This is a genomic window from Variovorax sp. YR566 (assembly GCF_051992195.1).
Taxonomy (GTDB): Bacteria; Pseudomonadota; Gammaproteobacteria; order Burkholderiales; family Burkholderiaceae_C; genus Variovorax.
Map to the genome: position 1 here is coordinate 3,117,486 of NZ_CP197092.1, position 24,259 is coordinate 3,141,744.

11 protein-coding genes are annotated in these 24,259 nt (G+C 68.3%); 9 read left to right on the top strand and 2 right to left on the bottom strand.

All coding sequences use genetic code 11. From position 1 onward, the window contains the following. Positions 1–27: 27 nt before the first annotated feature. Positions 28–1,359: a hypothetical protein gene (locus ACTG4X_RS14490; RefSeq protein WP_440534133.1), complete on the top strand. Its 1,332-nt coding sequence runs from the start codon at positions 28–30 to the stop codon at positions 1,357–1,359. Then, positions 1,347–4,751 (top strand): efflux transporter outer membrane subunit, encoded by a 3,405-nt coding sequence (locus tag ACTG4X_RS14495; RefSeq protein ID WP_440534134.1) that lies wholly within the window; start codon positions 1,347–1,349, stop codon positions 4,749–4,751. Before ACTG4X_RS14490 ends, ACTG4X_RS14495 begins: the two co-directional genes overlap by 13 nt. A gap of 22 nt (positions 4,752–4,773) precedes the next feature. Here the strand turns inward: ACTG4X_RS14495 and ACTG4X_RS14500 are convergent, their stop codons facing one another. After that, the gene (locus ACTG4X_RS14500; RefSeq protein ID WP_093176591.1) at positions 4,774–5,958 is read right to left on the bottom strand and encodes an amylo-alpha-1,6-glucosidase; all 1,185 of its coding nucleotides are present in this window, start codon (positions 5,956–5,958) and stop codon (positions 4,774–4,776) included. A 202-nt stretch (positions 5,959–6,160) separates the two neighbouring features. On the opposite strand from ACTG4X_RS14500, the gene glgB reads away from it, so the two are divergent. The 7 genes from glgB to ACTG4X_RS14535 all read left to right on the top strand — a co-directional run bounded on the left by glgB (position 6,161) and on the right by ACTG4X_RS14535 (position 23,479). Beyond that, positions 6,161–8,050 carry a 1,4-alpha-glucan branching protein GlgB gene (glgB, locus tag ACTG4X_RS14505; protein ID WP_440534135.1) on the top strand — a complete coding sequence of 630 codons (1,890 nt, stop codon included), beginning with the start codon at positions 6,161–6,163 and terminating at the stop codon, positions 8,048–8,050. Continuing rightward, entirely contained in the window at positions 8,050–10,110 is a 2,061-nt protein-coding gene (locus ACTG4X_RS14510) for an alpha-1,4-glucan--maltose-1-phosphate maltosyltransferase (RefSeq protein WP_440534136.1), read from the top strand. The genes glgB and ACTG4X_RS14510 overlap by 1 nt, the downstream gene beginning before the upstream one ends. A 12-nt stretch (positions 10,111–10,122) precedes the next feature. Beyond that, complete coding sequence (gene treS / locus ACTG4X_RS14515) at positions 10,123–13,455, top strand: maltose alpha-D-glucosyltransferase (protein ID WP_440534137.1); 3,333 nt, start codon at positions 10,123–10,125, stop codon at positions 13,453–13,455. Between the two features lie 36 nt (positions 13,456–13,491). Then, entirely contained in the window at positions 13,492–14,241 is a 750-nt protein-coding gene (locus ACTG4X_RS14520) for a mechanosensitive ion channel family protein (protein ID WP_440534138.1), read from the top strand. A gap of 20 nt (positions 14,242–14,261) precedes the next feature. Beyond that, positions 14,262–16,424: a glycogen debranching protein GlgX gene (glgX, locus tag ACTG4X_RS14525; RefSeq protein WP_093176597.1), complete on the top strand. Its 2,163-nt coding sequence runs from the start codon at positions 14,262–14,264 to the stop codon at positions 16,422–16,424. Positions 16,425–16,485: 61 nt separating this feature from the next. Beyond that, positions 16,486–18,324, top strand: coding sequence for a malto-oligosyltrehalose trehalohydrolase (gene treZ / locus ACTG4X_RS14530; RefSeq protein WP_440534139.1), 1,839 nt, complete (start codon positions 16,486–16,488; stop codon positions 18,322–18,324). Continuing rightward, complete coding sequence (locus ACTG4X_RS14535) at positions 18,314–23,479, top strand: malto-oligosyltrehalose synthase (protein ID WP_440534140.1); 5,166 nt, start codon at positions 18,314–18,316, stop codon at positions 23,477–23,479. Before treZ ends, ACTG4X_RS14535 begins: the two co-directional genes overlap by 11 nt. On the opposite strand, the gene ACTG4X_RS14540 is transcribed toward ACTG4X_RS14535, so the two are convergent. Then, complete coding sequence (locus tag ACTG4X_RS14540) at positions 23,445–24,254, bottom strand: amidohydrolase family protein (protein ID WP_440534141.1); 810 nt, start codon at positions 24,252–24,254, stop codon at positions 23,445–23,447. The genes ACTG4X_RS14535 and ACTG4X_RS14540 overlap by 35 nt on opposite strands. Positions 24,255–24,259: the final 5 nt, after the last annotated feature.

Here is a 24,259-nt window from a genome sequence, read left to right on the forward strand (position 1 = left end):
GTTGCGCTTCTTCTTCAAGAGAACGACATGCCGATCTCCGTTTTTTCCCGCGCACGGATGCGGTGCATGCGGTGCACCGTCGCATCGATGGCGCTGGCCTGCGCGGCAGCGGCGACTTCGGCGGCCCAGCCCGGCGCCACGCAGCAGGCGCTCGCACGTGACAGCTGCGACGGGTTGCGGCGCGCGGTCGCGCACGACCAGGCGGGCGTCGCGTCGGGGCCGTTGTTCCTCAACAGCTACAGGCCGACGGACGCCGGACAGGGCGAGCCGCCGTTCGAGCCCGCGTTGGCGGGCGCCGCCTTCACCTACGACAACGCATTGGCCGGCATCGCGCTGCTGGCCTGCGGCGACCGTGCCGCCGCCAGGCGCATCGGCGATGCCGTGGTGCGTGCCGTTGCGCACGACCAGAACTTCACCGACGGGCGCGTGCGCAACGCCTATCGTGCCGGGCCTGTCACCGAAGAAAAGCCCGCGCTGCCCGGCCGCTGGGACGCAGGCCGCAAGCAGTGGATTGCCGACGCCTACCAGGTCAGCACCGCCACCGGCAATGTGGCCTGGGCCGCGTTGCTCATGCTGAACCTGTTCCAGGTCGAGCCGTCGCCGGCCTATCTGGCGACCGCACGCAAGCTGCTGGCCTGGACCGAGCAGAACACGCGCGCCACGAACGGTGTGGATGGCTACAACGGCGGGCGCTACGGTTGGGACAACGCGCAGCGCGCCCAGACCTGGAAGTCCACCGAGCACAACATCGACATCGCCATGGCGGCCGCCTGGGCTGCGCGTGCCGCCGGCCAGCAGGGCGGGCCGGAGCAACGACAGGCGCGCACAGCGCTCGACTTCGTGGGACGCATGTGGAATCCGTCGGAGCAGCGTTTCAACATCGGCACCAAGGAAGACGGCGCGACCATCTCCACCGAGAGCTCGGGCCTGGATGCGCAACTGTGGCCACTGCTGGCAGCGCCCGAGGGTTCCTGTGCCTGGGCCCGCGGGCTCGAATGGGTGGAGAAGCACCATCGCTTCGAGGTGGGCTACGGCTTCTCGCGCAATCCCGACGGCATCTGGACCGAAGGCAGCGCGCAGGCCGCCGCCACGCTGGTGGCGCGCACAGGCTCGGCGCCCGAGGCGCTGTGGCAATTGCTCGCATCGCAACGCGCCGGCAACGGCCTGTACTACGCAACGCCGAGTTCGCGCATTTCCACCGGCCTGGCCATCGGCCCCGACTCGGCCGGCGCGGACTTCTATTACTACCGCTGGCCGCACCTGGGGGCCACTGCGTGGATCGCCCTGGCTGCCACGGGTTTCAACCCCTTCACCGGCAAGACCGCCGCACCGGGAGTCATTCCATCATGTCCAGCCTGATCGCCACACCGGAATTCCAGCTCAACGCACTCGTCGCGGGGCTCGCGTTGCTCCTGATGACCTGGGCCAGGGTCGATCGCATCACCCATCGCGCGCTGTTCGGCGCGCTGACCGCGCTGCTGCTGCTGCGGTACGCAGCCTGGCGCGTGGTCGCCACCATGCCGCCTTCGGACCTCGGCTTCGAAACACTGTTCGCCTGGGTGTTCCTTTGCTTCGAGATGACCGCCATCGTCTACACGCTGATGTCCATCCACATGCTGGTGAAGCGTCGCGACAACCAGTCATTGGCCGACCGGGGAGAGGCCCTGCTGCGTGCTCGCGGCGGGCAGGTGCCGGCGGTGGACGTCTTCATCTGCACGTACAACGAAGAGCTGGCCGTGCTGGAGAAGACCATCATTGCCGCCCAGGCCATCGACTACCCGCAGCTGAAGGTCTGGGTGCTCGACGACACCCGGCGCGACTGGCTGCGCGACTATTGCGAGCGCCGCGGCGTGCACTATGCGCGGCGGCCCGACAATAGCCACGCCAAGGCCGGCAACCTGAACAACGGGCTGCGCCTGTCGGCGGACGTGACCAATGCGCCCTACATCCTTGTGCTCGACGCAGACTTCGCGCCGCAGCGCGAGATCGTCTACCGCATGCTCGGGCTGTTCGGGGACCGCCGTGTCGGGCTGGTGCAGACGCCGCAGTTCTACTACAACGCCGACCCCATCCAGCACAACCTGCGCGCCACCGACAGCTGGGTCGACGAGCAGCGCGTGTTCTTCGACGTGCTGCAGCCGGCGAAGGACGCGGCGGATTCCGCCTTCTGCGTGGGCACGTCGTTCATCGTGCGGCGCGACCTGATCACCGCCGCGGGCGGCTTTCCGGTCGGCAGCGTGTGCGAAGACATCCACACCACCTACCTGCTGCTGCGGCACGGCCACGTCACGCGCTGGCTGGGCGAGCGGCTGTCGAACGGGTTGTCGGCCGAGAGCATCGTCGACTACATCAACCAGCGCAGCCGCTGGTGCCTGGGCACGGTGCAGCTCGCGTTGCTGCCCGAAGGGCCGTTGCGCGGCAGCGGCTACAGCCTCTCGGCGCGGCTGCATTTTCTGCACGGGGTGCTGCATTGGCTCGGCAAGCCTTTCATGGCGTTGATCGTGCTGGCGCCGGTGCTGTACTGGTATGCCGGCGTCTCGGTCTTTCACGCCACGCCGCAGGCCTTCGCCGCCTACGGGCTGCCGCCGCTCATGATGTTCTGGGCCTACAGCTACTGGATCAGCCAGCGGCGCTGTCTGCCCGTGTTCAGCGAGGTGAGCCAGCTTGTGGCGGCGATGGCCGTCACCGGCACGCTGGCCAGCGCGATGGTGCGGCCCTTCGGTCGCCCGTTCAAGGTGACGGCCAAGGGGCTCGATCGCACCAGGACCGTCGTGCACTGGAAGCTGGTCGCCGTGTTCGGCGGGCTGCTGGTTGCGCTGCAGGGCGGGGGCGCATCGGCTGTGATGCGCGGTGCGGCGCTCACGCCCGGCGACGAGCTCAATCTCGTGTGGACCGGCATTGCGCTGATCCTCTGCCTGGGTGCGCTCATCGCCTGCATCGACCTGCCCCGGCCGGAGCAGGAGGAGCGCTTCCCCTGGCGCGCTCGCACCCGTATCCGCACCGCGGCGGGAGAGGGCGATTCGCGCTTCGTCAACATCGCTTCGGACGGCGCACTGATGGAGGGGGGTGGCTTGTTCAAGCGCCTGCACATCGGGCAGCTGCTGGAGGTCTACATCGACCCCGTCGGCTGGCTACCGGCCCGACTTGCTGGCCGCAGCCGTGCCGGCGCCGAACTGCGGTTTGCCGGCACCGAGGCGCAGCGCGAGCATCTTGTGAGCCACGTGTTCAATGTGCCTCCGAGCCACGTTGCCGTTCAGGTGCGGCCATGGCGGGCCGCGTCGGCGCTGCTCGCGAGCGCGGGCTTCCGGTCGCCCGAAGCAGGGTTCGTGCGCCTGAGCCTGCGGCTGTTCCTGCTGGTGCTGGCGGTGTGCATCCTGCTGGTGGTGAGCGGATGCAATTTCACGCCGCCACTCAAGCAGCCCGACCTGTCGATGCCTTCGCAATGGCCGGCCGGCGCGACGCGGCCGGCCGCGGATCCCGTGGACTGGCGCGGCTTCGTGCAGGACGACGAGCTGCGGGGGCTGATAACAACCGCGCTGGATCGCAACCGCGACCTGCGCGTCTATGCCGCGAAGGCACGCGAAGCGCGGGCCGTGTATGCCGGAAGCCGCGCCTCGCTGTTCCCGCCACTGGGACTGTCGGCCCATGCCCAGCGGGCGCAGACCACGCCGCAGGGCTCGCTCAGCCCGGTCGGCAACCTGCCGTCCGACGGGAGCGTTTCCAACAGCTTCGACATCCAGGCCGGCGTGACCTCGTACGAGCTCGATTTCTTCGGCCGCCAGCAGAGCAGCGCGCAGCAAAGCGGCTCCCTGGCCGAGGCCGGCGACAAGGACTACGCTGCAGCGCGCATGAACCTGGTGGGCGAGGTGTCGAATGCCTACCTCACGTTGCGCGCAGACCGCGCCTTGCTGAGTCTGGCCGACACCAACGAGGCCGCGCTGAACGCCAATGCCGACATGATCGGACGCGCCAAGGCGGTCGGCGGTGCTGCGCAGCTGGACGTCTATCGCGCGCAATCGCTGTTGCAGAACGCCCGGGTGCGGCAGGAAGAGTTCCGCATGCGCGTCGCCCAGGATCTGCAGGGGCTGAACGTGCTGGTGGGCCAACCCGTGCCGCCGGACACGGGCGCCGCCCGGCCCTGGCCGCAGCGTTCCACCGCGCAGGTCGCGCCCGGGTTGCCCTCCAGCCTGCTGCAGCGTCGGCCCGACCTGCTGGCGGCCTATGCACGCGTCGAAGCCGCCAATTCGGGCGTGGGCGCTGCCAAGGCCGCCATGCTGCCGACCATCTCGCTGACGGCCCTCACGGGCGGGGTCAGCCGGGAGCTGTCGACGCTGCTGAATGGCAGCAACAGCAGCTGGGCCGGCGTGCTGGGCGTGTCGTTGCCCCTGTTCGACTGGGGGAGCCGGTCGGCCAATGTCAAGGGCAACGAAGCGCGGCTCGCGGCAGCAATGGCCTCTTACGAATCCGCGGCGCAAGTGGCTTTTCGCGAAACTGCCAACGCCCTGATTGCCGACGACCATCTGCTCCCGCAACTCGAGGCGCAGCAGGCACGCGTGCAGGCGCTCGAGAAGGTGGCCAGCATTTCGCGCACGCGCTTTCGCAGCGGCATGGAGGACTACTTCTCCAGCCAGGACGCGCAGCGCGAACTCTATGCCGAGCAGCAGCAGCTGATCGAACTGCAGCTCAAGGCGGCCGTGAACACGGTCAATCTGTACAAGGCCCTTGGAGGCGGATGGGGCAGTGCTGCTTAGGCGGGGGCTTGGCCGGGGGGCGTCAGTAAGCCGCCTCGCCGCCCAGCAAGGCGCGCCGGGCGAGCAGGAAGGTCGCGGCATTCCAGCTCTGCCCGGCCATGCCCATGGGCGCCAGCGTCCGGCCGTGGAACCACTCGGTGAAACGCCAGTCGTCGAGCGCGTTGACCTGCGCCAGCCGAACGAGCTCGGACCAGGCCTGTTCATGCAAGCCCAGCCTGGCGAGCGCCATCACCCAGAAGCCGCCCACGAAGGGCCAGATGCCACCGTTGTGGTACTGGTGCACGATGTTCTGCTGATGGCGCCCCATGTAGGCCCGCCACAGCGGGTGCTGGCGCGACAGCGGATGCAGCACCACGCGCACGGGGTAGGGCTCGCCGGCATGCGCCTGCGTGATGGTGTCGACGATGCGGTGTGCCATGGCCGGATCGGCCAGCCCGCTCTGTATGGCCAGCACGTTGCCGAACACGTCCCCTTCGTCGCCGACCACGGCCAGGTTGACGAAGCTGAGGTACAGGCCCGGGTCGCGCCGGCCGCGGCGCGCATAGTGCTGCAGCAGCCGGGCCCGGTGGTATTCGGGCAGGTCGCGCTGGAACGGATTGAACAGGTGGTTGAAGTGGTGCTGCGTCGCCTCGGCATGATCGAGCGCATAGCGGCGCTTGACCTCATACCAGAGCGCGTTGCTGTACAGCACGTAGCCCGAGCGCGGCATGATGTCGGCCCAGTCGCTGGCTTCGTTCTGCTGCAGCAGCCGGAAGTGCTGGTGCTCCTGCGCCAGTAGCCAGTCGACCGCGCGGCTCACTTCGCGGGCCCAGTGCGACGGGCCGACCTGCCCATGGCGGCGCACGTGGTCCACGGCAATCAGCCACCACAGGGTGGCGTCGATGCAGCCCAGGTACCAGAAGTCGGCATCGCGCCCTTCGGGGTCGACGTATTTGGGAATCTGCCCGTTGGCCGCCTGTTGCGCCGCGAGCGCGTCGAGGCTGGCCACCGCACCTTGTTCCAGCGCGGGCACGCCGCTGCCGCACATCGCGATCACGCATATCGCGGCGTCGCGTCCGAAGATTCGCGTGTAGCGCCGTGCCTCGGCGGCTTCGGTCCGCAGCGCCGCGAGGATGCCGTGCGGCGTCAGGTTTCGTTCCAGAAGCGCGAGAGAAGCCTGCGAGCAGGTGTCGAGCAATGCGAGCGCGGGGGCATCAAGGTCGGTCATGAACACACATCGTGGCCTGGGGCTGTCTTTTTATCACCCGCCGGCGTGCGCACCGGCGGGCGACTCGGGCAACTCTCCGACACGGCGAGGCGGCGCAGACCGTAACCGCGGCGTGCCGCACGCCTGCAAATTGGCACAGGCCATGCGAGAACCGAAGTCGGTCTTCGAACAACAGTTCCGCAGGCCTTCAACAGGAGCGCCGGTGCAGTCGAACCATTCACTCCAGAGCGAGCGAGACGCTTATCTTTTCCGCGAGGGAACCCACTCCCGCCTGTACGACCTGCTGGGTTGCCACCCTCTGGAAGAGGGCGGCGCACGGTTCGCGGTGTGGGCGCCGAATGCGGAGTCCGTCTCGGTGGTCGGCGACTGGAACTACTGGTCCGGCGACGCCGACCCGCTGGCACCTAGCCCCGACGGCACGGGCATATGGCAAGGGCAGGTTCCCCATGCCGCGATCGGCCAGGCCTACAAGTACCGCATCCGTTCCCGCCATGGCGGCTACACGGTCGACAAGGCCGACCCTGTCGCCTTCAGCGCGGAGCCGCCGCCCGCCACCGCGTCGCGCATCTGCGAACTTTCTTGCGAATGGGGTGACGCCAAGTGGATGGCGACGCGCGGGCCGCGCAATGCGCTGGACGCCCCCATGTCGGTCTACGAGGTGCACCTGGGCTCGTGGCGGCGCCGCGATGGGTTGTTTCTCGACTACCGCGAGATGGCGCACCAGCTTGCCGCCTACGTGAACGAGATGGGCTTCACGCACGTGGAGCTCATGCCCGTGACCGAGCATCCCTTCTACGGTTCGTGGGGCTACCAGACCACCGGCTACTTCGCGCCCACCGCGCGCTTCGGGTCGCCGCAGGACTTCATGTACCTCGTCGACCACCTGCACCAGCAGGGCATTGGCGTGCTGCTCGATTGGGTGCCCTCGCACTTTCCGACCGACGAGCACGGGCTCGGGTATTTCGACGGCACGCATCTCTACGAACACGCCGATCCGCGCCAGGGCTTCCATCCGGAGTGGAACTCCAGCATCTTCAACTACGGCCGGCCCGAGGTGCGCAGCTTCCTGGTGTCGTCGGGGCTGTTCTGGCTGAACGTGTACCACCTCGACGGGCTGCGCGTGGACGCTGTTGCGTCGATGCTGTACCTCGACTACGCGCGAGAGCACGGCGAGTGGATTCCCAACCGCCACGGCGGCCGCGAGAACCTGGAGGCCATCGACTTCCTCCAGACGCTGAACCGCGCCGTGTACCGCGAGCACCCCGACACGATCACGGTGGCCGAGGAATCGACCGCGTGGCCGCGCGTGTCACGGCCCACCGACATGGACGGCCTGGGCTTCGGCGAGAAATGGAACATGGGCTGGATGCACGACGTGCTGGCCTACATGAAGCAGGACCCGGTCCACCGCAAGTACCACCATCACAAGCTGACCTTTGCGTTGATGTACGCCTTCCACGAGAACTTCGTGCTGCCGCTCTCGCACGACGAGGTGGTGCACGGCAAGGGCTCGCTGCTCAACAAGATGCCCGGCGACGCCTGGCAGCAGTTCGCCAACCTGCGCGCGTTGTACGGCTTCATGTGGGCGCATCCGGGGAAGAAGCTGCTCTTCATGGGCGGCGAGTTCGGCCAGCGACGCGAGTGGACACACGACGGCGAGCTCGAATGGTGGGTCTGCGAACAGGAAGGGCACCGCGGCCTGCAGCGCCTTGTGGCCCAGCTCAACCGCGTCTACCGCGGTGCGCCCGCGCTCCACCAGGTCGACTTTTCGTCCTCGGGGTTCGAGTGGGTCGCGGCCGACGACACCGACACCAGCGTGTTCGCCTTCCTGCGCAAGGCGAGCGACGGCAGTCCGCCCTTGCTGGCGGTGAGCAACATGACCCCGGTGCCGCGCACCAACTACCTGCTCGGCGTGCCGCTGGGCGGCCACTGGCGCGAGCTGATCAACACCGACGCGGCGGAGTTCGGCGGGGCGGGCTGGGGCAATTTCGGGGGCGTCGAAGCGGCGCCCGTGCGTTCCCATGGCCGCAGGCAATCGGTGTGCATCACCTTGCCGCCGCTGTCCACGCTGATCCTGGAGCACCGTCCCTGATGAAGAACATTTTCTCGACCAAGCCCGCCCCCGCAGCGGCCGGGACCGACATCGACTTCGACGACGGCGCGGTCCGCGCGGTCATCGACGCCGTGCTGCCGTGCGTGGACAACGGCCGCTTCCCGGTGAAATGCGTGGCCGGCGAGCGGGTGCGGGTTCGCGCTCATTGCTTCACCGACGGGCACGATGTGCTGCGCGTGCAGCTGTGCTGGCGCGCGCACGACCAAGCCCAGGCCGCATTCCGCGAAGTGCCGATGAAGCCGCTCGGCAACGACGTGTGGGAGGCCACGTTTTCACCGCCATCGATCGGGCGCTATGTCTATACCGCAGTCGCCTGGGTGGACCCGTTCGAGTCGTGGCGCAGCGAGATGACGCGGCGCGTCGACCCCGATGACGTGCGCATTGCCGCGCAGGTCGGTGCACTGGAGATTGCGGCCGCCGCCGCGCGCGCCGAAGGCGCCGACCGCACCGCGTTGAACCGCTGGGCCACCGAGCTCGATGCCGTGGCGGCCAGCCCCGCGTACGACGTCGTCTCGCTGAAGGCGCTGGCGCTCGACGACGAGTACGCCGAGCTGGCGCGCCGCCATCCAGACCGCCGGCATCAGGTGCGCCACCCGGTCGAGCTGCCGCTGGTGGCCGACCGCGAGCGCGCGCGCTTCAGTACCTGGTACGAGCTGTTCCCGCGCTCGACCGGCCCCGCGCCCGGCGTGCACGGCACCTTCAGGGACGTGGAAGCGCGCCTGCCGGCCATCGCCGCCATGGGCTTCGACGTGCTGTACTTTCCGCCGATCCACCCCGTCGGCCGCGAGCAGCGCAAGGGCCCCAACAACGCGCTCGAAGCCGGTCCCGGCGACGTGGGAAGCCCGTGGGCCATCGGTGCGGCCGAAGGCGGGCACAAGTCGATCCTTCCGGAGCTTGGCACCGAAGAAGACTTCAGGCACCTGCTCGCACGCGCGGCGGAGCACGGCCTGGAGATCGCGCTGGACATCGCCTTCCAGTGCGCGCCCGACCACCCCTACGTGAAGGCGCACCCCGACTGGTTCCGCTGGCGCCCCGACGGCAGCGTGCAGTACGCCGAGAACCCGCCCAAGAAGTACCAGGACATCTATCCCTTCAACTTCGAGTGCGAAGACTGGCGCGGCCTCTGGGCCGAACTCAAGAGCGTGTTCGACCACTGGATCGCGCAGGGTGTGCGCATCTTTCGCGTGGACAACCCCCACACCAAGGCCTTTCCGTTCTGGGAGTGGGCCATCGGCGAGGTGAAGCGGGTGCACCCCGACGTGATCTTCCTGGCCGAAGCCTTCACGCGGCCGAAAGTGATGCACCGGCTCGCGAAGCTGGGCTTCTCGCAGTCGTACACCTACTTCACCTGGCGCAACACGAAGGAGGAGTTGCAGGAGTACTTCACCGAACTCTCGAGCGGCCCCGGCGTCGACTACTTCCGACCCAACGCGTGGCCCAACACGCCCGACATCCTGCACGAGCAGCTGCAGGCCGGCGAGCCCGCCATGTTCATGTCGCGGCTGGTGCTGGCCGCCACGCTCGCAGCCAACTACGGCATGTACGGGCCGGCCTATGAGCTGCTCGAGCACCTGCCGCGCGGACCCGGCAGCGAGGAATACCTTGATTCCGAGAAATACCAGCTGCGCCACTGGAACCACGACGACCCCGCAAGCCTCGCCCCCTTCATCGCGCGGGTGAACCACATCCGCCGCGAGAACCCGGCGCTGCACCGGGACAGGGGCCTGCGCTTCCTGCACATCGACAACGACCAGTTGCTGGCCTATGCCAAGGAATCGCCCGACGGCGACAACGTGATCGTCACCGTGGTCAACCTCGATCTGCACAACATGCAGTCGGGCTGGCTCGGGCTGGAACCCGGCAGCGTGGGCGTGCCGGCCGGGCGCAGCTTCCAGATGCACGACCTGCTCAGCGGCCAGCGCTTCACCTGGCAGGGCGACTGGCACTACGTGCGGCTCGATCCCCACAGCGTGCCCGCGCACATCTTCGTGGTCCGTCGCCGCCACGGCGACGAGCGCGACTTCGATTACTTCCTGTGAGGTCGCCTGCCCATGAACGCACCCGTCTCCCACATCGCACTAGAGACCGTCGAGATCGACACCAGCGACGATCCGCTGTGGTATCGCGACGCGGTGATCTACCAGCTCAACGTCAAGGCCTTCTTCGACTCCAACAACGACGGCATGGGCGACTTCAAGGGCGTTACCGCCAAGCTCGACTACGTGAAGGAGCTGGGCGTCAACACCATCTGGCTGATGCCGTTCTATCCCTCGCCGCTGCGCGACGACGGTTACGACATCTCCGGCTACGAAGATGTGCACCCGCAGTACGGCACGCTCGACGACTTCCGCGAGATGCTGGCCGAGGCGCACAAGCGGGGCCTGCGCGTGATCACCGAACTGGTCATCAACCACACATCGAACGAGCACCCGTGGTTCAAGGCCGCGCGTCTTGCGCCGCCCGGTTCGCCCGAGCGCGATTTCTATGTGTGGAGCGACACCGACCAGCTCTACCAGGGCACGCGGATCATCTTCACCGACACCGAGACCTCGAACTGGACCTGGGACCCGGTGGCCAAGCAGTACTTCTGGCACCGCTTCTTCAGCCACCAGCCCGACCTGAACTTCGACAACCCGAAGCTGATGGAGGCGATCCTGAAGACCATGCGCTTCTGGCTCGACATGGGCGTGGACGGCTTCCGGCTCGACGCCATTCCCTACCTGGTGGAGCGCGACGGCACCAGCAACGAGAACCTGCCCGAGACCCACGCGGTGATCAAGCAGCTGCGCGCGGCCATCGACGCCGAGTACAAGAACCGCTTCCTGCTGGCCGAAGCCAACATGTGGCCGGAGGACGTGCGCGAGTATTTCGGCGATGGCGACGAGTGCCACATGGCGTATCACTTCCCGTTGATGCCGCGCATGTACATGGCCATCGCGCAGGAAGACCGGCACCCCATCGTCGAGATCATGGCGCAGACGCCCGACATTCCCGAGGGCTGCCAGTGGGCCATCTTCCTGCGCAACCACGACGAGCTCACGCTCGAGATGGTCACCAGCAAGGAGCGCGACTACATGTACACCATGTACGCGGCCGACATGCGCGCGCGCATCAACCTGGGCATTCGCAGGCGCCTGGCGCCGTTGATGGAGAACGACCTCGACCGTGTGAAGCTCATGAACGGCATGCTGCTGTCGATGCCGGGCTCGCCGATCATCTACTACGGCGACGAGATCGGCATGGGCGACAACGTGTTCGTGGGCGACCGCAACGGCGTGCGCACGCCCATGCAATGGAGCCCCGACCGCAACGCCGGCTTCTCGCGTGCCGACCCGCAGCGCCTGTACCTGCAGCCGATCATGGACCCGATGTTCGGCTACGAGGCGCTCAACGTCGAGACGCAGGCGCGCGACAGCAGCTCGCTGCTGAACTGGACCAAGCGCATGCTCGCCGTGCGCAAGACCAGCCATGCCTTCGGGCGCGGCAGGCGGCGCTTCCTGAAGCCGGGCAACCGCAAGATCCTGGCCTACCTGAGCGAGTACGACGGCGACGTGATCCTCACGGTGTTCAACCTGTCGCGCGCCGCGCAACCGGTGGAACTCGACCTGTCGGAGTTCAAGGGCTTCGTGCCAATCGAGATGCTGGGCCGCGCGCCGTTCCCGCCCATCGGCGAGCTGCCATACCTGCTCACGCTGGCCTCGTACGGCTTCTACTGGTTCAAGCTCACGGCAGAGGCCGACGCGCCGAGCTGGCACGAGCAGGGCGTGGCGCTGCAGGAGTGGCCCACGCTGGTGCTCTTCGACGGCTGGACCAGCTTCTTCCGCGACCGCGTGATGCCTTGGCGCATCGGCATGTCAGAGCGCATGCGCAACCAGTTCGAGCTGGAGACGCTGCCGCGCCACATCGAGATCCAGCGCTGGTACGCCTCCAAGGGCACAGCCATCCAACGCGCACGGCTGTTCGACCACGCCGTGTGGGACGTGAATGGCCTGAGCTGGATGCTGTCGCTGCTCGACCTCGAAGGCCCGGCCGGGGGCGCCACCTACTTCATGCCGCTTGCGCTGGCCTGGGAAGAGCGAGACGAGGAGCGCATGGCCGGCGTGGCGCAGGCCGCGCTCGCCAAGGTGCGGCAGCAGGCGCAGGTGGGCCTGATGGGCGATGCCTTCTACGACGAGGCCTTCTGTCGCGCGCTGGTGCACGCCATCGCAAGCGGCACCGAGCTGCCGACGCTGAATGGCAAGCTGGTCTTCAGGCCGACGGCCGCCTTCGCGGAGATCGCCGCCGACATCGACATAGACGCGCTGCCCGTCGGCCGCCCGAGCGGCGTGAGCAGCAACACCGTGGTCACGCTGGACGAGACCCTGTTCCTCAAGGGCTACCGTCACGTGCGCGAAGGCATCAACCCCGAGCTGGAGATGGGCCGCTTCCTGACCGAGGTGGCGCGCTACCCGCATTGCGTGCCGGTGCTCGGCGCGCTCGAGTACATGACCAACGACGGGCGCACGATGACGCTCGCGATGGTGCAGAGCTACATGGCCAACCAGGGCGACGGCTGGGACTACACGCTCGGCTACCTGGAACGCTTCCTGCGCGATGTGGCCACCACCGACGGTGACATGCCCGACGTGTCCGCGGTGCACGGCGGTTTCCTCGCACTCATGGCCACGCTGGGGCGGCGCACTGCCGAGTTGCACCGCGCGCTCGCCATGCGCACCGGCTCGGCCGCCTTCGACCCCGAGCCGCTGGCCGCCGCCGATTTCGCCGGCTTCAAGACGCATGCGGCGAACGACGCCACGACCACGCTCGCGTTGTTGCGCGAACGGCTCGACCTGCTGCCGTCCACCGCGCAGGCCGATGCGCGCAACCTGCTGGAAGCGGCCGATGCGCTGCACGCCGGCATCCAGGCGCGGCACCCGGTGGAAGGCGGCGGCATCAAGAGCCGCTACCACGGCGACTACCACCTGGGCCAGGTGCTGGTGAAGGACAACGACTTCGTCATCATCGACTTCGAGGGCGAGCCTGCCCGCAGCTTCGAGGAGCGCCGCGCCAAGAGCTCGCCCCTGCGCGACGTGGCGAGCATGCTGCGCTCGTTCAACTACGCCCGCTGGTCGGCGCTGCGCCGGGTGGCGCAGAGCACTGACGAAGCCGAGCGGCTGGCCGCGCCGGCCATCGCCTGGGAGCAGGCGACGCGCGGCGCCTTCCTGGCCGGCTACGGCGCCGCGCTGGCGCCGCCCGACGGCGCGCCGCTCGATGCCGAACTGCTCTCGCTGTTCGAGCTCGACAAGGCCCTCTACGAGCTGCGCTACGAGCTCGGCAACCGCATCGAATGGGCGCAGGTTCCGCTGCACGGCGTGCTCGCGCTGATCCAGCCGGCCCGCGCCTGACACCACCGACGCCACCCCTTCACCGGAAGACACACCATGGAAAATTTCGGCATTCACCTGGAGCCGCTGCGCGCCATCCTCTACCAGGTCGGCGCCTTCATTCCGCGCCTGCTGATCGGGCTGGTGGTGGTATTCGTCGGCTGGCTGGTCGCCAAGGCGGCCCGCTTCGCGGTGACGAAGGCGCTGCGCGCCATCAACTTCAACGTGCTCACCGAACGCGCCGGGCTCGACAACTTCCTGCGCCAGGGCGGGCTGGCGGGGGACACCAGCAGCCTGTTCGGCATCCTGACGTACTGGCTGGTGATCCTGGCCTCGCTGCTCATCGCCTTCAACGGCATGGGGCTGAGCTACATCGCCGATCTGCTGGGGCGCATCGTCTGGTTCGTGCCGAACGTGTTCGTGGCGCTGCTGGTGCTGGCCTTCGGCTCCTACTTCGCGCGCTTCGTGGGCGAAGCGGTGGGCAGCTACTTCCGCGGCGTGAAGATGCAGGACGCGGTGCTCTTCGGCAAGGTCGCGCAGTACGCGGTGATGGCCTTCGTGATTCTCATCGCGCTCGACCAGATCAAGGTGGGCGGCGACATCGTGCGCGAGAGCTTCCTCGTGATTCTGGCGGGCGTGGTTTTTGCGTTGGCCCTGGCATTCGGGCTGGCCGGCAAGGATTGGGCAAAAGCCCAGATCGAGCGCTGGTGGCCGCGGCAGATCAAGGACACCAAGGCATCGCCGAGCGTGACCACCGTCGGCAGCAGCAGTCCCACGCGTTTCGACAACGACCGTCCACCCCGCTGAACCCCGCTGAACGCACCCGAATGACACGAAAAACCAATCCGACGATCAGCGCCGTGTGGCCCGGCCGGCCCTATCCCCGTGGTGCGACCTGGGACGGGGAGGGCGTCAACTTCGCCTTGTTCTCGCAGCACTCGGACAAGGTCGAGCTGTGCCTGTTCGACGAGCGCGGCCGCCAGGAGCTGCAGCGCATCCTGATGCGCGAACGCACGGACGGCGTATGGCACTGCTACCTGCCCGAGGCGCGCCCCGGGCAGGCCTACGGGTACCGCGTGCATGGGCCCTACAAGCCCGAGGAGGGGCACCGCTTCAATGCCCACAAGCTGCTGGTCGACCCGTACGCCAAGGACCTGGTGGGCGACCTGCGCTGGGGCGATGCGCTCTACGGCTACACCGTGGGCAGCAAGCGCGAAGACCTCTCCTTCGACCGACGCGACAGCGCACCGCTGATGCCCAAGGGCCGCGTGCTCGAAACCGCCTTCACCTGGGGCGACGACCGCCGCCCCTCGGTGCCGTGGCAGGACATGGTGATCTACGAGATGCACGTGCGCGGCTTCACCATGACGCACCCCGACGTTCCACCCGGGCTGCGCGGCACCTATGCCGCACTCGGCTGCGCGCCGGTGGTCGACTACCTCAAGCGCCTGGGCGTGACCACGGTCGAGCTGCTGCCCGTGCACAGCTTCCTCAACGACCGGCACCTGGCCGAGAAGGGCCTGCAGAACTACTGGGGCTACAACACGCTGGCCTACTTCGCCCCCGAGATGCGCTACAGCGCCTCGGGCAAGGTGAAGGAGTTCAAGACCATGGTGAAGACGCTGCACTCGGCGGGCATCGAGGTGATCCTCGACGTGGTCTACAACCACACCTGCGAAGGCAACCAGCTCGGGCCCACGCTGTCGATGCGCGGCGTGGACAACGCCTCGTACTACATCGCCAACGCAGAGAACCGCCGCTACTACGACGACTTCACGGGCTGCGGCAACACCGTGAACCTGGAGCATCCGCACGCGCTGCAGCTGGTGATGGACTCGCTGCGCTACTGGGCCGAGGAGATGCACGTCGACGGCTTCCGCTTCGACCTGGCCTCGGCGCTGGCGCGCGAGGCCGGCAAGGTCGAGAACCTCGGCGGCTTCTTCGATGCGATCCGCCAGGACCCCACGCTCAACCGCGTGAAACTCATCGCCGAGCCCTGGGACCTGGGCCACGGCGGCTATCAGGTCGGCAACTTTCCGCTGGGCTGGGCGGAGTGGAACGACCAGTACCGCGATGGCCTGCGCGGCTTCTGGAAAGGCGACGGCGGGCTCATTGGCGAAGTGGCCAAGCGCGTCACCGGTTCCGAGGACCTGTACGGCTGGTCGGGCAAGCGGCCCAGCGCCAGCATCAACTTCATCACCGCGCACGACGGCTTCACGCTGCACGACCTGGTCTCCTACAACGACAAGCACAACGAAGCCAACGGCGAGGACAACCGCGACGGCAACAGCCACAACGTCTCATGGAACTGCGGCGTCGAGGGCCCCACCGACGACCCCGAAGTTGTGGCCCTGCGCGAACGCCAGAAGCGCAACCTGCTGGCCACGCTGCTGCTGTCGCAGGGCGTTCCGATGCTGCTGGCGGGCGACGAGCGCGGCCACACGCAGCAGGGCAACAACAACGTCTACTGCCAGGACAACGAGCTCGGCTGGATCGACTGGACCTCCACGCCCGAGCGGCTGGCGCTCGCGACTTTCGTCGAGCGCATGGTGGCGCTGCGCCGCGCGCATCCTTCGTTCCGGCGCCGCACCTTCTTCGCGGGCAGGCCCGCGGAAGGCGAGACCGTGACCGACGTTCACTGGCTCAAGCCCGACGGGCAGGAGATGCGGCCGGAAGACTGGAACGACGCCAATGCGCGCTGCATCGCGATGTACATCCCCGGTGGCGGCATTGCCGACCGCGGGCCACGCGGCGAGGTGCAGCACGACGACGACTTTCTCGTGCTGCTCAATGCACACCACGACGAGATCGCCTTCACGCTGCCGCCGATGCCGCACGGCGCGTGGCGGTTGCTGGTCGATACGGCCAGCAGCACGCCGCCGCTCGCCACCGAGGACGCAGCCGCGCTCGCCCCGGCATGGGCGCAGCCCAGCTATCCACTTCAATGCCGCTCGCTCGTGGTGCTGAGCCGGCCGGATGTGCGGCCATGAGCGCAGCGCCGGGCCGCCCCAAGCAAGCTCGCACCGCAGTGCGAAGCACGGAGGTTCGCCAATGAGCGCTCATACACATCGCATGCCGTTCGGCGCCACGGTGGATGCCGATGGCGCGGACTTCGCGCTCTGGGCTCCGTCGGCGGAAATCGTCATGCTCGAACACCACGCGGTGGCTGGCGAAACCTCGTCGCAGCCGATGACGCGCGACGGCAAGGGCTGGCATCGCCTGGCCGTGCCCGGGGTGGGGCATGGCGACAGCTACCGCTACCGGCTGCCCGACGGCACGCGCGTGCCCGACCCGGCGTCGCGCTTCAACCCCGAGGACGTGCACGGCCCGAGCGCGGTCATCGACCCGCAGCGCTTCGAGTGGACCGACGGCGCATGGCGCGGCCGCCCCTGGGAAGAAGCGGTGGTCTACGAGCTGCACGTCGGCACCTTCACCGAAGAGGGGAGCTTCAGTGCCGCGCGCGAACGGCTGGGCGAACTTGCCGAGCTCGGCATCACCGCCATCGAACTCATGCCGCTCGCAGACTTTCCGGGGCAGCGCAACTGGGGCTACGACGGCGTGCTGCCGTTTGCGCCCGACGCCTCGTACGGCGCGCCCGACGAACTCAAGGCGCTGGTCGACACGGCGCATTCGCTGGGGCTGATGGTGCTGCTCGACGTGGTCTACAACCACTTCGGGCCGGAAGGCAACTACCTGCATGCGTACTGCCCCGAGTTCTTCAACCCCGGACACCAGACGCCGTGGGGCGCTGCGATCAACTTCGACGGGCCGGGCTCGCGCACGGTGCGCGACTTTTTCATTCACAACGCGCTCTACTGGGTGGAGGAGTTCCGCTTCGACGGCCTGCGCATGGATGCCATTCATGCCATTCACGACGAGACGCGGCCGCACATCGTGAACGAGATCCGCGAGGCGCTCGATGCCGGGCCGGCCCGCGAGCGCCACGTTCACCTGGTGCTGGAGAACGACGCCAACCAGGCCTCGATGCTGATGCGCGACGGCCGCAGCATGCCCGTGGCCGGCACGGCGCAGTGGAACGACGACCTGCACCACGCGGTGCACGTGCTGGCCACCGGCGAGCGCGATGGCTACTACGCCGACTATTCCGACGACCCGGTGTGCCGCTTCGCCTGCGCGCTGGCCGAGGGCTTCATCTACCAGGGGCAGCCGTCGGCTTTCAGGCATGGCGAGCGGCGCGGCGAGCCGAGCACGCGGTTGCCGCCGCAGGCGTTCGTGTCCTTCCTGCAGACGCACGACCAGGTCGGCAACCGCGCCTTCGGCGAGCGCATTCACGCGCTCGGCGATCCGGTGCTGGTGCGCGCGGCGCTGGCCTGCCTGCTGCTGTCGCCGCACGTGCCGATGCTGTTCATGGGCGACGAGTTCGCGGCCTCCACGCCTTTCCAGTATTTCTGCCACTTCGGGCCGGAGCTTGCGGCGGCGGTGTCCGAAGGGCGGCGTGCGGAATTCGGCGGGTTCGCGATGTTTGCGGACGAAGCCGCTCGCGCGCGCATTCCGGACCCGAATGACGAAGCGACCTTCCTGGCCTCGAAGCTGCGCTGGCGCGAGCGCGGGACACGCGCGCATTTTTCGAGGCTCAGCGAGGTGCAGCAGCTGCTGGATCTGCGTCATCGCCTGATCGTGCCGCGCCTGGCCGGCATGGCGGGCGCAGGCGTCTACCGGTGCGAGAACGACATGCTCCAGGTGCAGTGGGACATGGCGTCGGCGCGCTTGCATCTGCTCGCTCATTTCGGGGCGCAGCCTGTGGAGGGCGCTATGGCGCCACCCGGCGAGGTGGTCTACAGCGACGGGGCGACGACCGACCGCGAAGGGGCGTTGCACCTGGCGCGCGGCGCAGTGCGCGTGACGCTGGAAGCGCTGCATGGTGGATGAAGCAGGCCACGGCCCTGTGACGGGCGATCTCGGGCGGCTGTGTGCGCACTTCGGCATCGCCACCGGTTATTTCGATGCCTTCGGCGCGCGGCGCGAGGCTTCCGCTGAAAGCCTGATCGCGCTGCTGGCCGAGTTCGGCGTGCGGCTCGATGGCGCGGCCGACGCGGGGCGCGCATTGGAGGCCGCACACCGCGCGCGCTGGGCGCAGGCGCTGCCGCCGGTGCGGGTCGTGCAGGCCGGCAGCGCTGCGTGGTCGGTGACGTTGTGGCTGCCGGCGTCCGTGCGGCGGCTGCGCTGGCAGCTCGGTGACGAGCAGGGGCGTGAATTGCAAGGCGAGGCCGATGCCGAGGTGTTGCCCGAGACCGGCCGTATCGACATCGACGGCATCTGGCTGTGCGAGCGCGTTCTGCAGATGCCGCTGGCGCTCGAAGCGGGCTACCACCGGCTGCGCATCGAAGGTCTGCGTGGCGAGACGCTGGTTCTTGCAACGCCCGGCCGCTGCTACCGGCCGCCCGCAGTGCGCGATGGCGGTCGCGTCTGGGGCACGGCAGTGCAGCTCTACAGCTTGCGCTCGCCACGGAACTGGGGCATCGGCGACTTCAGCGATCTGGAAGAACTCGCCGTGCGCATGGCAGCGCAGGGCGCGGACATCATCGGCCTCAACCCGTTGCACGCGCTGTTCGCGAGCACGCCGTCGAATGCGAGCCCGTACAGCCCGTCGTCGCGCCAGCAGCTCAACGTGCTCTACATCGACGTGGAAGCGGTGGATGGCTTTGCAGACTGCGACCCGGCCCGCGAGCGGGTGCATTCGCCCGACTTCCAGGCGCGGCTCGCCGCGCTGCGTGCAACGCAGCTGGTGGATTACGCGGGCGTGGCCGCGGCGAAGTTCGAAGTGCTCGAATTGCTCTTCGGCCACTTCTGCGCGCGGCACCTGCCTCCGGAGGGCGCGCCCGACGAGGCGGGCAGGGAGTTTCTGGCCTTCGTCGCGGAGCGCGGCGAAGCGTTGCGGCAGCACGCTCTTTTCGAAGCACTGCAGGCGCACTTTCTTGCAGCCGAAGGCGGCGCGTGGGACTGGCATGCATGGCCGGTCGCCTACAGGAATCCGGATTCCGCCGAGGTGACCGCATTCGCCGTGGCGCACGCGCAGCGCGTGCAGTTCCACCAGTACCTTCAGTGGCTGGCCACCCGGCAACTGGCACGGGCGGCCGCGCGCTGCGATGCGCTCGGCATGGGTGTGGGCCTGTACGTGGACCTGGCGGTGTCGGTCGACCGCGCCGGCTCCGACACCTGGGGCGCGCAGCAGGTGTTTGCGGAAGGCGCCAGCGTCGGCGCGCCGCCGGACGAGTTCAACCCCGCCGGGCAAGGCTGGGGCCTGCCGCCGCTGCGCCCTGACCGCCTGCGCACCGATGGCTATCGCTTCTTCATCGAAACGCTGCGCGCGGGCATGCGCGGCGCCGGTGCGCTGCGCATCGACCACGTGATGGGCCTCATGCGCCTGTTCTGGATTCCGCAGGGCTGCGGTGCGCGCGAGGGCGCGTACGTCTACTACCCGCTCGACGAGATGCTCGCCATCGTGGCGATCGAGAGCCACCGCCACCGCTGCATGGTCGTGGGCGAGGATCTCGGCACGGTCGAAGATGCGGTGCGCGATGCGCTGGCGCAGGCCGACGTGCTGTCTTACCGACTGCTGTATTTCGAGAAGCGGCGCGACGGCCGTTTCACGCAGCCCGCGGCCTATCCGCCGGCTGCCCTGGTCGCGATCAGCACGCACGACCTCGCGACCTTCGCGGGCTGGTGGACGGCCGACGACCTGCGCGAGCGGCTCGCGCTGGGCCTGTTTCCCGATCCGGCGATCTTCGACAAGCAGCTGATGGACCGGGCGCAGGAGCGCATCGAGTTGATGCAGGCCTTGCAGCAGGCGGGCCTGCTGTTGCGCGAGGAAGTGGCGCAGGCGGCCGGGCTCGCGATGCCGTCCGCGCGCATCGTGGAAGCGGCGCACGCCTTTCTGGCGGCTGCGCCGTCGGCGCTGATGATGGTGCAGCTGGAGGACGTGGCAGGCGTGGTGGCGCAGGCCAACATGCCCGGCACGGTGGACGAGCATCCGAACTGGCGGCGCAAGCTGCCCGAGCCGGTGGCGGCGCTGGCCGGCGGCGAGCGCATGCGCGGGCTGGGCGAGGCCCTGCGTGCGGCGCGGCCGCGCCAGGTGGAATCGGCCGGGCGGAGTGCATCGCCGGGTCTGACGACTCGCGTGCCTCGCGCCACCTACCGGCTGCAGTTCCACAAGGACTTCGGCTTCGACGACGCGATCCGTGTGCTGCCGTATCTCGCGAAGCTCGGCGTGAGCCATGTGTACTGCTCGCCGATCCAGCGCGCCCGCGCGGGCAGCATGCACGGCTACGACGTGGTGGCGCATGCGGAGATCAACCCCGAACTCGGTGGCGAAGAAGGCTTTGCGCGCTTCGTCGCGGCGCTGAAGGCCAACGGCCTCGGGCAGCTGCTGGACATGGTGCCCAACCACATGGGCGTGTTCGGCGCCGACAACGCGTGGTGGATGGACGTGCTGGAGAACGGACCCGCGTCGCTGTTCGCGCAGCACTTCGACATCGACTGGCAGCCACTCAACGTCGAGCTGACCGGCAAGGTGCTGCTGCCCGTGCTGGGCGTGCACTACGGCGAGGCGCTGGAGAACGGCGAACTGATCCTGCGCTTCGAGGACGCGAGCGGCAGCTTTGCCATCGGCTACTACGACCACCGGTTTCCGCTGGCGCCCGAGAGCTATCCCATGGTGCTCGAACGGGCGCTGGCGCGGCTGGGCGATGCAGCGGCGTCGGGGCGGCTGGCGAGCCTGTCGACGGCTTTCGGTCATCTGCCGGGGCGCGGCACGGCCTCTGCGCAAGAACAGGCAGAACGCGTGCGCGACAAGGAATTGCTCAAGGCCCGGCTGGCGCGGCTGGCACAGCGCCATCCTTCGGTGGCGCAGGCGCTCGTGGCGTCGGTGGCGGAACTGAACCTCGCATTGCCGGAAGCGCGCGACGCACTGCACAAGCTCATCGAGTTGCAGGCGTACCGGCTCGCGCACTGGCGGGTGGCGGCGGACGAGATCAACTACCGGCGCTTCTTCGACATCAACGATCTCGCGGCCGTGCGCATGGAGCGTGAGGAGGTGTTCGAGGCCACGCAGTCTTTTGCGCTGGACCTTGCCGCATCCGGCGTGGTGGACGGCCTGCGCATCGACCACCCCGACGGGCTCTACGACCCGGCCGAGTACTTCCGCAAGCTGCAGGAAGGCTATGCGCGACGCGCCGGACTGGTGCTGCCCACGCACGACGCGCAGGGGCGGCCCGCGCGGCCCCTGTACGTGGTGGCCGAGAAGATCGCCGGCGCGCACGAGGAAGTGCCCGAGAGCTGGCATGTGCACGGCACCACCGGCTATCGCTTTGCGAACGTGGCAAACGGCGTGCTGGTCGACACCGCGGCCGAGGCGAGCGTGGTGCACGCGTGGCAACGCTTCACCGGCGAGATGGAAGACTTCGCCTCGGTGTCGCGTGCCGGCCGGCGCGAGGTGATGCGCAATGCGCTCGCGTCGGAGCTGAACGTGTTGTCGACCGAGCTGCTGCGCATCGCAAGGGCCCACCGCAGCACGCGCGACTACACGCTCAATGCGCTGCGCCGCGCGCTGGCGGATGTCGGTGCGTGCATGCCGGTCTACCGGACCTACATCGTCGAACGGCCGTCGGAACAGGACGGGCGCTTCATCGACGAGGCCGTCGACGAAGCCGCCCGGCAGAGCGGGGATGCCGACCGGTCGATCTTCGATTTCGTGCGGTGCGCGCTGCGGGGGGAGGCGGTTGCCTCCGCTTCGCCGGCGCTGGGCGAGCGGGTGCGCCGCTTCGCATTGCGCTTCCAGCAGTTCAGCGCACCGGTGGCGGCGAAGGGCGTGGAAGACACGGCTTTCTACCGCTACTTTCCGCTCAGCTCGCTCAACGAGGTGGGCGGCGAGCCGGACCTGTTCGGCATCGAGGTCGACGCATTCCACGCGGCGAGCGCCGACCGCGCGCTGCGCTGGCCCCACACCATGCTGGCGACTTCGACGCACGACAACAAGCGTTCGGAAGACGTGCGCAACCGGATCGACGTGCTGTCCGAAATGCCCAACGAGTGGGTGCTGGCGCTGACGCGCTGGCATGGCCTGTGCCGCGGCACGCGGAAGAAGCTGGCCGGCGGCGAGGCGCCGTCGCGTGCCGACGAATACCTGCTGTACCAGACGCTGCTCGGCACCCTGCCTCTGGGTGGGCTCGACGCCGGCACCGCGCCGGGCTACAGCGACCGCATCTGGCAATACATGCAGAAGGCCGCCCGCGAGGCCAAGCTGCGCACGCGATGGTCCCAGCCCGATGCGGACTACGAGGCCGCGCTCGAGCGTTTCGTGCGCGAGCTGCTGGCCGATCCGGAAAAGGGCGAGTGCCTTGCGGACATCCAGCGGCTGGCTGACACGCTGTCATGGTTCGGTGCATGGAACAGCCTCACGCTCACGCTGCTGAAATACAGCTCGCCCGGTGTGCCCGATCTCTACCAGGGCAGCGAGCTCATCGAGCTGAGCCTGGTCGATCCGGACAACCGGCGCCCGGTGGACTACGCCCTGCGCCAGCGGCGGCTGGCCGCACTGCGGGCAATGGTTGGCCAGGAAGGGGATGGCCGGGCAGCGCGGGTGCGCTCGATGGTCGAGGCGCCGCATGACGGACGCGGCAAGCTCTGGTTCATCTGGCGCCTGCTGTCGTTGCGGCGGGAGCAGCCTTTGCTGTTCAGCGAAGGAAGCTACGAGCCGCTGGCGGTCGAGGGGCCGCTGTCGAGGCACGTCGTGGCCTTTGCGCGCAGGCATGAGGATCAGGTGCTCGTGGTTGTGGCGGGGCGGTTGTTCGTCGATCTCTCGCGCCGCGGTGCGGATGAGGGTGCGATTCCGGCGCTTCCCGAGGCGACGAGATGGAAGGGCACGACGGCGTGTCTTCCCGAAGGCGTTGGCGCGGTGACGCTCGAGAACCTGCTGACTGGAGAGTCGCTGTCGGTCGGGGAGGGGGCTATTCGCCTGGACGACGCACTGCGATGGATGCCCTGGGCCGTCTTCAGCGGTACAGCGCCTCGGGAGAAATGCGCATGATCTGCACCTGCTGGGCTGCGTCGATGACACGAGCGACCGGCTCCCAGACGCTCGCATAGTCCGGCAAGGCGTCAGGCGCGAAGCTCGTGTGCGGCCAGTCGGAGCCCCACACTGTGCGCCCGGAGAACAACTGCGCAAGCTGATCGATGCGGGCGTCCAGAGAGTCGTACGGTGCCTGTGCTGCGAGGCGATACCAACCCGACAGCTTGAGCCACGCGCCCCCTTGCACAAGTCGCTCGAGTGCCTGCCGGTTCTCGCTGGACAACTGCGTGTTCGCATCCACGCCTGCGAGGTGATCGAGCACGGCAGTTACTTTGCAGCTGGCATGCAGGTCTGCGATCCGGGGCCAATGCTCCGGCCGCGCGTACCACTGCATATGCCACCCCATCGCCTGGATGCGGGGGGCGAGTGCATGGAAGTGCGCGTCGATGTCCTTGTCATTGCCAACCGGCGACACAAGGTTGAACCGCACGCCCCGCACGCCGAGGGAGTGCATCGATGCCAATTGCGCGTCGCTCGTGCGGGGCTCCAGCACTGCGACGCCTCGGTGCCGGCCATTGCCCTGGCGCAGGGCTTCGAGCATCACCGTGTTGTCGTAGCCATAGACGCTGGGTTGCACCAGCACCAGGTGCGCGACACCATGGTGCCCAGCCAGTTGCTCGATGTCTGCCAGCGATCGATCCACCGGCCGGTAGTGGCCCGGCACGATCGGGGCTTGCGCGTCGAAGACGTGTACATGGCTGTCCCAGCCAAGGCCGCCCGCGACATCCCGCATCACTT